Raw genomic sequence first — 13,784 nt, forward strand, 5'->3', positions numbered from 1 at the left:
CGCCGGCCGATATAGAATCGATAGCGATCGCTCAAGAAGCGTTTCTATTGGCTTATCGTAAAACCATGACGATTCATTCGGATACCAATCACACTGTTTTGGTCAGGTCAGCCAACGCTGACGATGTGCTGCCTTTGTCATATCTGTTCGACGCGTACCGCCAGTTCTATGGGAAAGCACCGGATCTCGCGCTTGCGCATACGTTTCTCGCCGATCGCATTCGGAAACAGGACTCGACGATACTTGTGGCCATTGCCAACGATGGCGAGATGGCGGGATTCACCCAGCTCTATCCAACGTTTTCTTCCGTGTCCGCACAAGAAGCGCTGATCTTGAATGATCTATTCGTAGGTACGGCATATAGAAAGCAGGGTGTCGGCCGTGTGCTTCTCGACGCGGCCATCAATACCGCCAGACAGAAATCAGTGGCGTGGGTGTCACTGCAAACGGCTAAGACGAACACCGCCGCGCAAAGCCTGTATCGGAGTATGGGGTTTGTTCGTGATGACTATTTTGATGGGTATGCGTATGCGTTCCAGGCAGCGACGGAGAGATGAAGGCGTTAAACGGAATTTCCTGAGAAATGCCATAAGAAGCAGATCTTTCTCACAAAATAAGTGCAAATGTGTTCAGGCCTACGTCGCTACCGCACAAGTAACATCCGCGATGGGCTTGTCCCCAAGATCATTTTTCAACGGCAATAACAGATAAGGATATCAGCCGGTTCCTTGCCAGCTAAGGACTGGGTGATTGGTCGAGAAGTGTATTGAATAAAGCAGAAAATGCACCTCTGCTGCTATAAGCTAAATCGCGTGCGACATCTTTCACGCTATCCCTGCGCTTGAGCCGAAATCTATCTTCGAGGATACAAGCCTGCTCGTGCCTGGCAATCGAAGTCATGCGGGAGCAGGACGACCATGCCGCGATGAACGCCGTGCGTGTAGATACCTACGACAACTGACCAGATGAACCCCGTGCAGGCCATCCGTGTTACGCCTTTGTAGGAACTCACCGACCTAGACCAGACCATGGCACACGGACGCAAAGCCGTTGGCTTGGCTCATCGTTGCACTTGCTTTACGCCCACGCTCCTTTTCGAGGACCGTTTGCCGAAAGGCAAGGGGTTCATGTGCTCTGATTATAGCGGGGCACATCAGGAGGGGACGGTGACTCATCGTCTTTCATAAGAACGTTCTGTATCGCGCCGGCGTCAAGTTCGCGCGGCACGAGCTTGCCTCTCAGTAATGCACTGTAAAAATCACGGTAAGTGCGATGGTAGTAATGAATTTTGGGTTCGATCGAACTATGCAGATCATGCAACCGATCCATGGAGAGCGCGGGCATCATGTGATGTTCGACGTGAAAATTATTGCCATTGGTGAGCCATGTCATGAAAGCGTTGCTCGTGATGGATCGTGTATTCCGGTAGGGATCGGTACTTGTCAGGTCACATCGATAATGCTCCGGCATTTCGATCAGTGCGTGAACCGGCGCCGCCACGAGCATCAGCGGTGCTAGCCACGACCATATAATCAAAGTGGAATGACAAACAAGTGAAAGTGCCGATAATAGCGCAATTGCCAAGACCATGCACATATAATCCATACGAATCGCTTTCGAGTTCTTTTCATTTGATTTGGAAAATACGATATTCACTATTGTCACAAAAAATTTCCAGTAGTGCTTAATCATTCCTAGTCGTATAATCCACAAAAAAACAGATGCGGTCGATCGGCCGCCGTATTGGTCACCGTAGTCGAAAAACTCCTTGTTTTCAGAGGTTCCTAGTAATTTATGGTGACGCAAATGACTGTCTTGATACTCGTGAAATGAAACCAGCATGGGCAACCCAAGCAGGATTCCAAAGAAGGCATTCCATTTCTTGCTTTTGAATCCTTGGTAGTGCAGTGCTTGATGTTGTAGCTCAACACCGTGCGCAAACATGACGCCTGTCAACACAATTCCTAAAATTTTTAATAAGGAATTCGTGGATAACGCGAGGGACACGCCGTGTGCCAGTAGAACCACATACACAATTAGCTTGAGAGAAAAGACGACGCTACTAGGACGACTTTTTAGCTGCTGAGCTAATTTGGGTTTGTTAGAAAGTTGGTCGGTCGCGCTCAAAAAATCTCTCCTGGATCGGGTTAATCGAACATGCGTGACCTACGTCGACCTTATCGACAAGACGAGAGCGTCTGGCTAGGTAGGTGAACGTTCGTTGCGGATGCAAATTGTGGTAGCCGTCGATCGTATCGACAAACGACTTTTTCGAACTCAATGCATGAGGGTGAAGCATGGCAATTCGAAAGCGACTTAAGAACCTGCCATCCCTGGATTTTCTACGCGGCTTCGAATGCGCCGCGCGTCATCTTAGTTTCACCAAGGCAGGGCAGGAACTGAATATCACTCAGTCGGCAGTGAGTCGACAAGTAAAGGCATTAGAGGATCAACTAGGTACTGAGCTATTCCATCGGCATATCCGTGCACTTACACTCACTGCGCAAGGTCGTGCGTTGTACCATGCATTCTCTACGGCAATGCTGGAGCTGGAATCCACGATAGGTTCGTTGGTGTCGCTTTCTGAGCAGCGCTCCATATCGGTGTCGACCACCGTTGCGTTTGCGGCGTTATGGTTGATCCCGCGTCTTGGCGGATTTCGCATGCGCTATCCTGGTATTGACGTACGCGTGTCTGCAACTAATGAAGTGCAGGACATGAAGCGCCAGCGTCTTCATCTCTCGGTGCGCTATGCGCAGCCCCATATGCATCTCCCGGATGAGCGCCTGCTTTTCGAAGAGCGGGTCGTCGCAGTCTGTAGCCCCAGTCTGAGAACACGAGACAATCGCGAAATCAGGACCTGCGCCGATTTGGAACAGCAGGTCTTGCTTCATCTGGACGGGGCTTGCAGTGAATGGCCGTGGTATTCGTGGGATCACCTGCTTGAAGAACTAGGTGAACCGCGTATCAGACCGGCAGGGGCGTTGCATCTAAGCCAATTCGACCAATTGATCCAGGCAGCAGTGGATGGTCACGGCATCGCTCTCGGCAGGCGGCCTTTGATTAATCGCCTAATCAATCAAGGGCGACTTGTCGAATTATTCCCTGAGCATTCAATCTCCTCAGGAGCCTATTATCTGGTGACGGATAACGACCCTGATGATGATTCGGACGTGACCAAGCTGATCGACTGGATACGTGAAGAAGTCCGATCGAGCGTCTGACGTTGCGCGTTTTTCTTTGAACGAGAACAGCGTTATCCTCGCGCTCGTTCTTCCGCGGATTCACTGATAGTGAGGCTGGTCCGTTTCGGCAGGCTGCTAGCAAACGGTCTCCCTCACCATGCGTTCATGTCGTGCGATTGCATTCAGTCAAATCGGCACGTGCGGCGAATGGCCTTGTCATGCGTGGGACAAACTGCTTAAAGCGCGGGGCGAACCGTGTCTCGGACCGGCAGGTGCATTGCATCTGAGCCAATGCGATCCATCGATTCATGAAACCTTGGACAGCCACGGCATCGCGCTCGACAAGCGGCCTTTGATTAATCGCATGGTCAATCAAGTTGTCTTGTCGAATGCTGTCCCAACCATTCAATCTTCTCCGCAGCCTATCATCCAAGTAACGGATCACATACTTGATGATGATTCGGACGTGATTAAGCTGATTGAATGAGTATTTGAACAGAACGATCAAGGGCCTGACGTCGCGAGTCTTTCTTCAAAATTCAAAAAATCGTCATTAAGTTGCCCTCTTTTACGGATCGCGCTTATAGCGAGGCTTATCCGTTCGGTAGGCTGTCAGAAAACGATGGCATGTATCCCGTATTCATGTCATGCGCTTACCTTTATCGCATCACCGTTGTGCATTCTCTCGACGCATGCATTACGTGCATAGATAACGTTTGTCGTCTCGGCCTCTTTTGATAAAAATCCTCCTTGCCTGATCAGCGACGGCCATGCAGTCGAGCCGCCCTTGTCTGATTGTCTATACGCAGCATTCGCAAGAAGGGGAGTTCATGTGACGCAATGTGCATCCACCATTCATCGTCTGCTCGAGGTGCTGGAGTGCGACAAAGGCGCGGCCAACCGGATGACCTTCGTTGATGATGCGGGCAATGAAGCAAGCATCAGCTACCGTGATCTGGCCATGCAGACTGTTCAACGCGCAGGGGCCATGCGCGAGCTGGGCGTTCGCCAGGACGACCTTGTGATGCTGGCGCTACCGGCGTCCGTCGACCATGTGGTGACGATGATGGCGTGCGTGATGCTCGGCGGCTTGCCTTGCACCGTACCCATTCCAGGCAAGCGAATGACCGCCAGCGCAAAGCAGGTCGTCGATGTTGCCTGCGAAATTTATGAGCCTCGTTTCATCTTTGCATCGCCAACGGGCGCGGCGGCAATGCAGGACCTGGCAACCCGCACTGGCGTACGCATTGTTGACGATGCCTTATTGCAGGCCGCGGCTGCCGCAGGCACTCAACCGGTCATCACGTCGAAGCACGGGCACGATGCGCATCATGTTCAACTGACGTCGGGTTCGACATCGTATCCAAAGGCCGCCGTGCTGAGTCATCTGAACGTGGTGTCGAACGTGCTCGGAATCGGCGGCTCCGTTGGATTTGACATCGAGCGTGGCGACGGTACGGCCTCCTGGTTGCCGCTCTATCACGACATGGGTTTGCTGACCTTGCTGTCGAACCTGCATTATCGCGCGCCGCTGGTAATGATGCAGCCCAACAGTTTCATTCGCAACCCGCTTGGATGGCTCAAACGGGTTGCGGCAACTCGCGCGACGACGACGTCTGTTCCGACTTTTGCGTTGCGCTATTGCGTACGGCGTTTCAATGCCTCATCCATGCAGAACGTCGATTTATCCGCTTGCAGAAACATCTTCATCGGTGGCGAGCGCGTCGACCAGGCGACGTTGCGCGATTTCGCTGAAACATTCGCGCCGTACGGACTCGACGCGTCGGCGTTGCAACCATGCTATGGCATGGCTGAATCGACCCTTGCGGTTTCAATGCATAAGGCGTGGCATGTCGGCCGCGTGGAAGGCGCGCCATACGTCATGGTGGACCAGATTGACAGGCAGGCATTGATCGAACGGCAACAAGCCAATGTGATCGGTACGGTCGACAATTCGGAAACCGTGCTGGCGATGGGTACACCCATCCATGGCATGGAATTTCAGATCGTCAATGATCAAGGTCATGCATGCGCTGAGAGGATGGCTGGCGAAATCGCGATTCGTGGCAGCTCGGTAATGCTGGGCTACCTTAATCCCGGCAATGGTTCGATCGAACCGGCACTGAATCATAGCGGCTGGTTCATGAGCGGCGACATCGGCTATGTATCGGCTGGCCAATTGTACATACTTGGCCGGAAGAAGGAGATAATCATCATTCGCGGAAGTAACTACTTTCCACATGAAATAGAAGAGACGCTCGCGCAACATCCGGCGCTTCACAAGAGCAGCTGCATTGCGTTTGGTCTGCCCGACGATGAAAACGGGACTGAACGCCTTGTTATCGCGGTCGAGGCACGTCCGGTCGATGCGACATCGAAAATGCGCAGTGAATGTCAGCTGCTGCTGCAACAGGACATTGGCTTCGCTGCACACGATATCTGTTTCGTCGAGCCCGGCACACTGCCGCGTACTACGAGCGGCAAACTGCAGAGGGTAAAGTGCCGCGACCTTTACACCAGCGGCGGGCTGGAAGTTATCACGGTGCCCGCCATGCGAAGCACCCCGACGCCGTCCGGGATCACCCGCGCAATCGGTGCGAACGCGTTGACTGCAACGGGGGCGCGTGCATGATCGCCGAACACCTTGGCTTACGTCGTAACGACTCTCCGACGCTTGAGCTGCGCGACATCACGCGCGTGTATGACGGTGGCTCCGAGGAATTGTTTGCAGTGAGGCAGGCAAGTCTGAAGATCGCCCGCGCCGACGTAGTGGCGCTGGTCGGTCCGTCCGGCAGCGGCAAGAGCACGTTGCTCAACCTGGCCGGATTTCTCGATACCCCCACCAGCGGTTCGCGTTTTCTAGAAGGGCACGGTATTGCCAATACGCCCGCGGCGCTCGAGAAGGTGCGTCGCGAGCGCATCGGTTTCGTGTTTCAGAACTTTAATCTCATCCCGGTACTGTCCGCGCTCGAAAACGTGGAGTTGGGCTTATTCACCCTGTCCGACAAGCGGCTGCGTCGTGAGAAAGCGCGTGCCATGCTGAAAGCCGTTGGCCTTTCCGCCCGTGAGCGGCATCGGCCGACGCAACTCTCCGGAGGTGAACAACAGCGCGTCGCGCTGGCCCGCGCACTCGTCAAGGAACCGGCGATCGTGATCGCGGATGAGCCGACCGCAAACCTCGACAGTGCAAATGCGCAAGCCGTAGCCGAATTGATACTGGCTACCAATATGCAGCTAGGTACGGCGTTCCTCATTGCTTCACACGACGAGCGCCTGTGCGCACATCTGCCACGCCGCATAGAAATGCGCGATGGCATCCTCCAACCTGAAACCGGGGTGAGCCGTGAACTGGTCAATTTTTGCGTGGCGTAACCTGTGGCGCAATATGCGCCGTACGTTATTGACTATGTTGATGATCGGCGTCACAGCGTTCGCCGCCAGCATTTCGCTTGGCTATGTCATCGCGACGTTCGACGCCGTGAGAGAAGGCTCCATCGATAGCGGTGTGGGCCATCTGCAAGTGCTACATCGCGGCTACCTCGATCTGATTGGCGATCATCCGCTGCAATATGGCCTCACCGCCGATGAGCAAGCCAGGGCCCTGCATGCGATAGCGGCGTTGCCGGGCGTTGTCTCTACCGTCCGTGAGATCGATTTCGATGGCTTGATTTCGAACGGCGATTTGAGCTATGGCGCTGTCGGGGAAGGTATCGAGCCGGATCACGAGCCGCCGGGCTTTGCAGATTATCACGCGATTGTCTCGGGTCGCTATCTCGCACCGTCCTCGGCTGGCACCGAGATCGTGATCGGTGCTGAACTTGCGCGCAAGTTGAACATCCGTGTCGGCTCGGTCGTACAACTGATGGTATCGACGACCCATGGCGGTATTAATGCGACCGATGCGCAGGTGGTAGGTGTGATGAGTACCGGCAACAAGGATCTCGATGAACGGATCGTCAACATCACCTTTGCCGCCGCGCAAGCATTACTGCGTACTGACAAAGCGTCGCGTATCGCGGTATTCCTGCGGCATACGCCGATGGCACCGCAAGCGGCCGCTGAAATCCGTCGCGCGTTGCCCGACGTCGACGTGCGGACGTGGGATCAATTAGTCTCGCTTTATCACCAGATCGTGTCACTGTATCGCAACCAGTTCTCCGTGTTTGGCGTGATCCTGAGCGTTACGATCCTGCTGTCGATGGGTAACTGGATCCTGATGAGCATCGTAGAACGCCGACGGGAAATCTCGACGCTGCGCGCGCTCGGCGTGCCGGCCCTGACGGTGCGTTCCGTGCTGGTCGAGGAAACCGCGCTGTTGGGCCTGCTCGGTGCTGCCGTCGGTATCGCTGTCGCCGTGCTTGTGATGGCCGGCGTGAACCATGCGCAGGTCCACTTGCCACCGCCTCCTGGTCGAGTGAAACCCATCCTGCTTGAATTTACGGTATCCCCGCTCGCTGTCGGTGCTGTCGAATGCGTTTTCATCGTGCTTGGTGTGCTGGCCGCGGTGCTTGCAACGGCCCGGCTCGCCAAACAGGACATCCTTAAAGGACTGGCATGACGATCTTGAACTCGTGTCGCGTGTTGTTCCGCTCTTCACGCGTTGATTTTCTACCCCGGCTTGCCGCCTGTGCCGCATTGTCATGCGTACTGGGCGCTATATCCTTCGCTCAGGCCGATGACGGCAAGAGCGGTGACACAAACGCAAACGCCATACTTGCACGGGCCGATGCGTATCGCAGCGCCGCATCCGATACGAAGACCCGCATCGAGATTACCAACGTCACTGACGGCCAGGTGGGCGACGATACGAAGTACGTCGTCTATACGCGCGCGAACGGCGACACGCTCGCGCTGACTCAGAACGGCGAGAACCAGGGACAGAAATATCTGGCGACGACCCGTGGCCACTGGTTCTATGTGCCGAATACGCACAGTGCCGTGCGCATCAACGGCATGCAGCGTCTGCAGGGGGAAGTCGTGATCAGCGACATAACGCGCACGCACTGGGCTACAAGCTATCGGGCCGTTGCCGTACCCGGTACGACGACGGTAGCCGACCAGTCCGCAACCGAACTCGATTTGAATGCGACCGATCCGGACAACGTGTATCCGAAGATCAAGCTTTGGGTCGTTTCAGGTAGCGCGGTGCCGTTGCGCGCACAGTTCTTCCTTGCCAGCGGTTTGCTGTTTCGCAGCGCCGACTTCAGTACGCCCGTGGTCGTGAATGGCCGTCAGGTCATCAGAAAAATTACCTACCACAACGAGATCGAGAAGCAACGCTCCAGTGTGATCAACATTCTCGGTAGCCAAGCGCAGAGCATCCCCGCGGGCAGGTTCAACCCCGATACGCTGGCCGATGATAACTGATGCGCGCGCCATTGGAACCGACCGCCATGCTCCGTCTCGCACCCGTCTTCTCGTATGCGCGAGATCGAAAGCCCGCTGGCTCATACGTCTTGCGGTGCCATTGGCGTTTGCCGCTCATATCAGCCTTTCGCACGGAGAAACGCTGATGGATCAGTTGAGTACGCTGAGCGGCGTCGGCTATGTGCGTTCTGTCGACTATATGAATGGTGACGCAACGTTGTCCACCCTGACAGGCGACAATCCACACTCGCACCAGGAAGCCGGTGCGATCTTCAAGATCGACGGCGAGAACCTGTTCATGAATGCACGGGTGCTGGTTACGGATCCGTCAATCGGCGCGCAATCTAGCCGCTTCAATGAAATCGGCGCGCGCTACGCTTTCGATAACGGTATCACCGTCACCGCCGGCAAGCGGATCGAATCGCTCGACCCTTCACAGGCGTTCTTTCCGCTCGGTTTTTTCCAAAAGCGCCCTTCGACCGCGGATGTCTACGACCGTTACGGCGATGTCGAAGGTACGCCGCTCGTTGAAGCCAAGTGGGCCGGCGAAAATACGTCTTTGCAGGCCATTGTCGGCTATAACCGCACGTTGCGCAGCGATGTCGACAACAGCGAGGTGGAAGGTTCCACGCAGCTACTGCGTGCTAGTTACAACTGGTCGGGTGCATCTTCGTCGCTACTGGCTGGTCGCCACGCGGGGCGCGGCGGGGTAGGCGGTACGGTCTCGTTTGATGTCGCCAGTTCGAGCACGGTCTATGCAAGTGGCTGGATGGAACGCGGCACGACACGACCTGTGCCGGCTTTCATCGCCGATGATCTATCGCCTGACTCCGCTTCTGCCTATAGCACAGTCGACCGCCGCAACGACCGACAGTATATGTGGCGCAGCGCCGTTGGCATGCAAAGCGCGTTGCCTGGCAATTTTTCGTTGATTGTCGAGTGGTCGCACGACGAAGCCCGCTTCGACGCACACCAGTGGCGCCAGGTGAATGCCGCGATCAACGCGAATAACACATTGCTGCACACCGATCCCGGCGCTGCGCTCGAAGGACTTGAGGCGACCGCGAACTACGTAAGTGTCGACGGTAGTCTGCGCGACTATCTATTCGCTAGGCTCGGAAAGAAAATTGGTTCCGTCGAATATTCGATACGTGGTGTTTATTCACCACAAGACAAAGGCCTTCTTGCTATAGCACAGGTAGTCGCCGACGTGAACCGACGGGTGAGTGTTGATTTTTCGCTGTCGCACGCGTTTGCCGGCTCCGACTCGGAGTACAGGACGGTTGGACTCGATACCGAAATTGACGCCGCCATTCGTGTGCGGTTCTAAATCAGGATTCTTCCCATCATGACCATGCTTGATATTGCTGAAATTTCCTCGAACAGACCGTTTGCAAGGCAGCGCGACGCGACGCTGCTGGCTGACAACACCGCCTTCGCGGTGCTACGTCATCTCGACGTGCTCGGCACACCGTCCGCAGCCGCGCGCGCCCTTATCAAAGCCGCCGCCGTGAGGCTGCTCGACAGTGAAATGGTGATCGGATTGCAGTCGGCCTTGCCCGTAGCGCATAACGGTGCCGATGCGTCAATGTTACTGCGCCACGAGGAAGCGCCACTTACCGAAAGAATATTGCTCGAAATCGAACGCGACGGACTGCATCGCAACTTCAAACCGTTCATGCGTGCGTTTATCCGCATCATGTTCGGCTTGTTCTTCTCTCCGGAGCAAAACAAGCGAGCCTCTGACTGCATCGATGCTGGCCATCCCTTCGCGTTTCTGATGAGCGACGGCGGTGGGCCGACACTCGGCGCGTGGCGTACCTGCGCGACGGCCGACGAAAGCGGTATCCAGCTAAAGGTCGACAAAGTCTGGGGTATCGAGGCGCAGCGCGACTGCATGGCCGTGATCGCCGCACGCTTGCCGGGTGTGATGTTTCCGGCGGCTTATCTCGTATGGCCAGACGAGTATCGCACGCTCAAGCGCGAGACGTTCGGTGCCCCTTTTCTTGCCGGTAATCTGCAACTCGCCAACGTGACCGGTAACGTGCGTGTTGGTTCGGCCGACCGGTTGAGGATTGGTGGTCCGACCGTATTCAACAAACATCTGACCGTAGTGCGTCCGTACTTCGTACGCGCGCTGATGGCCCACATCAGTTGGCTGGAGCGCGAAGGCCGCGTTGTACTTGGCCGGGCCGAACAGGAACTGCATCGGTTCATTGCAGATTTCTCTTACAGTCAGACGCAACAGGAACTCTACAGCTTCCGTAAAGTGCAGCGCGTGCTCGCGATCAAGATGTTGTCCAATGAATTTCTTACGAATCTTGTGCAAAGCGGTGCGGTCGCAATGTTCGATGACCAGCGTGATCTGCTCGCGTTCTCGAAGATGGAAGGCAGTTCGTATCGCTGTTTTCACGAACTGCGCAAGAGCTTGCGCAGTCACTCCGGTAGTTAAACCCCGGCAATCCAGGGATCAACCTTGATCGCCATTTTCAACCTGAAGGACCTAGACATGACAACCACAAACGTTCCGGCCGACTCGCTCGATATCCTTGCTCGCGAGGTAGCGAAAATCCTCAATGTCGAGACAGTCACGACCGACGCCGGTATCGGTGAATTGGGCATTGATTCGTTGAACATCGTCGAGATGATCGTTTTCTGCGAGCAGTTGTACGGTTCGATCGATCCGGAAGCGCTCAATATCACGCAGTACACGACCCTCCAGCAACTTGATACGCAGCTGCGTCATCAGCAGCAGGCCGCCTGAGTCGCCAATGCCCACGCCCTTTCAGCATTCTGCCGCTCACAATACGGAGTCGGCTCGTCCGGCGCTGACGTTGCAGGCACTTCGCTACCGGCGCATCGAGCCGGTGCGCGGACACGAGGTGAAAAGGCTGGAGCAAGAGGCACGCGCGCTCGGCATGCTCGTCGCGGAAGAACGCGAACACATTTGCGGGCATGATCGCGCCGCCGACTATGTGATCAGTTCTACGATCCTGTCGATGTTGTTGATGAACGGTTCGCCGCAGCATCACGCGTTCATCGAGGGGGTTGCCGGACAAAATGATTATCCGCCCGACTGGATGACCTGCTCGTACGAATGTGCCGGCTGGGGATACGTGTTTCGCCGGGCGTTCGCGAAGGCTGCCTCGTCGAACTCGCATGTGTTGCTGCTGCAGATCGTGGATGTCGACGTGCATGGCTTTACCTACTGGCATGGTAATCCGGCATGGGGTAATTCGGGTTTCGGCGTTTGCACCATGCTGGTCGACGTTGCAGACAGCGTGGCGGCTCCGCTGCGCAACATGTCAGCGCCACCACAAGTGGCCGTCGTGCAAATGGGACGCGAGCTACGCGGTTTCTGCTCGCAGCGGCCGGGCGTGAGCGTCGCTTTGCCATTTTTCCCCCCGACATCGCGTCGGGCGATGCTGGCGGCCATCGGCAAGACGCCGCTTTGCCCGGATGGTCATGCGCGTTTCGGCCACTCGTTCGGCAGCGACCCGTGGATCGCGCTGCTACTCGCACAAGCCGAAGCACGCGACGCGGACATACGTCAGAACGTGATCGTTAGTTCACTTGCGCTGAACGGGTATTACTCGATCGCCGAAGTCGGGTTTGCCCCCGGTGCTCAACTGTCGCTGGAGCTTTGATCATGTCTGCGCTGATTCCTCTCGTGTATCACATGGTCCGTTATCCGCAGCGGCTGTTTACCGTGCCCGCCAACGCATATCGCATGCCGCTCGAAACGGCAGCCGACTATGCGCGCGCCATGCAGGCTGAAAGCCCTTGCGAACCTGTCTGCTTCGACCATATGGACAGGCCGGAAGACGCGCGTCGCGTGCTGCTCGACAACCTGCAGTACTTCGCTTTTTTCGCCGAGCTGAGCATACGAATTCGACGGGAAATCCATGCAGATGTTCACTTGTTCATTGAAGTCTGCGCGCCTTACTTCGGACCGTTGCCGGATGCACTATTACATGCCGACGTGCTGCTGGGGGTATCACTCTCGAAAGAAGCGCGCTGGCATGCGGCGCGTGGTGAACCGGTCGTCTGGGTCGGAGACAGGATCCGGCGCGATCTTGACTTTTCCGGCGACAACAGTGTGCATTGCGGTGTCTGGCCAAAGTCATTGACCGAGCCGTTCGATGAACTCATGCGCTCGGACTGGTCGCACTTTGGTATTGGTTTGCGTCATGCCCCCTTTCATCCCACTAACCCCATCCCACACTGCGGCGCAGCCGGGGAGCACAGAATATGAATACCGCAACGATAGCCCTTTCCGATCACCAGGATCTTCGCTGGTCGATGCCAGTCGAAGCTCTGATGTCAGGTGACTACGAGATGCGAGAGGCGGCACTGAACCGCCTGTACGAGAAGGCCAAAGGTGCGCAATGGGACGTCGCGACCGATGTGGACTGGAGCCATCAGCTTGACGTATCGAACCCACTTGGGATGCGCGACCCGACCCTACTGATTTACGGTTCCGAATTGTGGAGCAAGTTCAACGAGCGCGAACGCAGCGAAGTGCGTCACCACGCACAGGGCTGGCTGTTGTCGCAGATCTTGCACGGTGAGCAGGCGGCACTGATTTGTGCGTCGAAGCTCGCTTCCGCGGAGGATGGTCTGAGTGCACGCCTTTGCGCCGCCACTCAGGTGATGGACGAGGCACGACACGTTGAAGCCTATTCGCGTCTCGTTGAAAAGATCGACGTACGCTATCCGATGAGCCATTCATTGAAGAGCTTGCTAGAAGACACGATTACCAGCAATGCGCTCGATATGACCAATCTCGGCATGCAGGTGCTGGTCGAGGGTATCGCGCTGTCGATTTTCCAGAGCGTGGTCGCGTACAGCCAGGATCCGTTCATCAAGGATCTCTTCCAGCGCATCCAGCGCGATGAATCTCGTCACTTTGCGGTGGGCCGCATCACGCTGTGCCGGGTGTACCAGGAGATGAGCTCCTACGAATTGCGCGAGCGCGAGGAATTCATCTGCGAAGGCGCTTCCGTGTTGTACGACCATTTGACCGCGGACGACATCTGGGAGCCGATGGGTATGTCGAAACGCGAATGCAGCGCCATGGTTCGTGAGTCACCGGTATCGAGTTCGATCCGTCGCTCGATTTTCCGACGCCTGGTGCCGACCATTCGGGAAATGGGCCTGCTGACGCCAACCGTGCGAGACACCTTCCAGAAGCTCGATGTGCTCGACTACGCCGACATGCCGTTAAATTAA

14 protein-coding genes are annotated in these 13,784 nt (G+C 56.0%); 13 read left to right on the forward strand and 1 reads right to left on the reverse strand.

The window, feature by feature from the left end; translation table 11 throughout:
- The first annotated feature begins 65 nt into the window (after positions 1-65).
- Positions 66-557: a GNAT family N-acetyltransferase gene (locus SJQ66_RS05725; RefSeq protein ID WP_253463950.1), complete on the forward strand. Its 492-nt coding sequence runs from the start codon at positions 66-68 to the stop codon at positions 555-557.
- A gap of 568 nt (positions 558-1,125) precedes the next feature.
- Here the strand turns inward: SJQ66_RS05725 and SJQ66_RS05730 are convergent.
- Complete coding sequence (locus tag SJQ66_RS05730; RefSeq protein ID WP_024904195.1) at positions 1,126-2,127, reverse strand: fatty acid desaturase family protein; 1,002 nt, start codon at positions 2,125-2,127, stop codon at positions 1,126-1,128.
- Positions 2,128-2,297: 170 nt separating this feature from the next.
- Between SJQ66_RS05730 and SJQ66_RS05735 the strand changes: the two genes are divergently transcribed.
- The 12 genes from SJQ66_RS05735 (at position 2,298) to SJQ66_RS05790 (ending at position 13,784) form a co-directional block, all read left to right on the forward strand.
- Entirely contained in the window at positions 2,298-3,224 is a 927-nt protein-coding gene (locus SJQ66_RS05735) for a LysR substrate-binding domain-containing protein (protein ID WP_024904194.1), read from the forward strand.
- Positions 3,225-3,342: 118 nt separating this feature from the next.
- Complete coding sequence (locus SJQ66_RS05740; protein WP_024904193.1) at positions 3,343-3,672, forward strand: hypothetical protein; 330 nt, start codon at positions 3,343-3,345, stop codon at positions 3,670-3,672.
- A gap of 345 nt (positions 3,673-4,017) precedes the next feature.
- Entirely contained in the window at positions 4,018-5,817 is a 1,800-nt protein-coding gene (locus SJQ66_RS05745) for an AMP-binding protein (protein ID WP_320534072.1), read from the forward strand.
- On the forward strand, positions 5,814-6,557 hold the full coding sequence (locus SJQ66_RS05750) for an ABC transporter ATP-binding protein (RefSeq protein WP_024904191.1): 744 nt from the start codon (positions 5,814-5,816) through the stop codon (positions 6,555-6,557). Before SJQ66_RS05745 ends, SJQ66_RS05750 begins: the two co-directional genes overlap by 4 nt.
- A complete protein-coding gene (locus tag SJQ66_RS05755; RefSeq protein ID WP_024904190.1) occupies positions 6,529-7,743 on the forward strand; it encodes an ABC transporter permease in 1,215 nt (404 codons plus the stop codon). Before SJQ66_RS05750 ends, SJQ66_RS05755 begins: the two co-directional genes overlap by 29 nt.
- A gap of 5 nt (positions 7,744-7,748) precedes the next feature.
- On the forward strand, positions 7,749-8,552 hold the full coding sequence (locus tag SJQ66_RS05760; protein WP_390174013.1) for an outer membrane lipoprotein-sorting protein: 804 nt from the start codon (positions 7,749-7,751) through the stop codon (positions 8,550-8,552).
- An 82-nt stretch (positions 8,553-8,634) separates the two neighbouring features.
- Positions 8,635-9,882 carry a hypothetical protein gene (locus SJQ66_RS05765; RefSeq protein WP_024904188.1) on the forward strand — a complete coding sequence of 416 codons (1,248 nt, stop codon included), beginning with the start codon at positions 8,635-8,637 and terminating at the stop codon, positions 9,880-9,882.
- 18 nt (positions 9,883-9,900) lie between these two features.
- On the forward strand, positions 9,901-11,004 hold the full coding sequence (locus SJQ66_RS05770) for a hypothetical protein (RefSeq protein WP_320534073.1): 1,104 nt from the start codon (positions 9,901-9,903) through the stop codon (positions 11,002-11,004).
- Positions 11,005-11,061: 57 nt separating this feature from the next.
- Complete coding sequence (locus SJQ66_RS05775) at positions 11,062-11,316, forward strand: acyl carrier protein (RefSeq protein WP_024904186.1); 255 nt, start codon at positions 11,062-11,064, stop codon at positions 11,314-11,316.
- Between the two features lie 7 nt (positions 11,317-11,323).
- On the forward strand, positions 11,324-12,199 hold the full coding sequence (locus SJQ66_RS05780) for a hypothetical protein (RefSeq protein ID WP_024904185.1): 876 nt from the start codon (positions 11,324-11,326) through the stop codon (positions 12,197-12,199).
- 83 nt (positions 12,200-12,282) lie between these two features.
- Complete coding sequence (locus tag SJQ66_RS05785; RefSeq protein WP_320534074.1) at positions 12,283-12,807, forward strand: hypothetical protein; 525 nt, start codon at positions 12,283-12,285, stop codon at positions 12,805-12,807.
- Positions 12,804-13,784, forward strand: coding sequence for a ferritin-like domain-containing protein (locus tag SJQ66_RS05790; protein ID WP_320534075.1), 981 nt, complete (start codon positions 12,804-12,806; stop codon positions 13,782-13,784). The genes SJQ66_RS05785 and SJQ66_RS05790 overlap by 4 nt, the downstream gene beginning before the upstream one ends.

It is taken from the genome of Robbsia andropogonis (assembly GCF_034047095.1).
Lineage (GTDB): Bacteria > Pseudomonadota > Gammaproteobacteria > Burkholderiales > Burkholderiaceae > Robbsia > Robbsia andropogonis.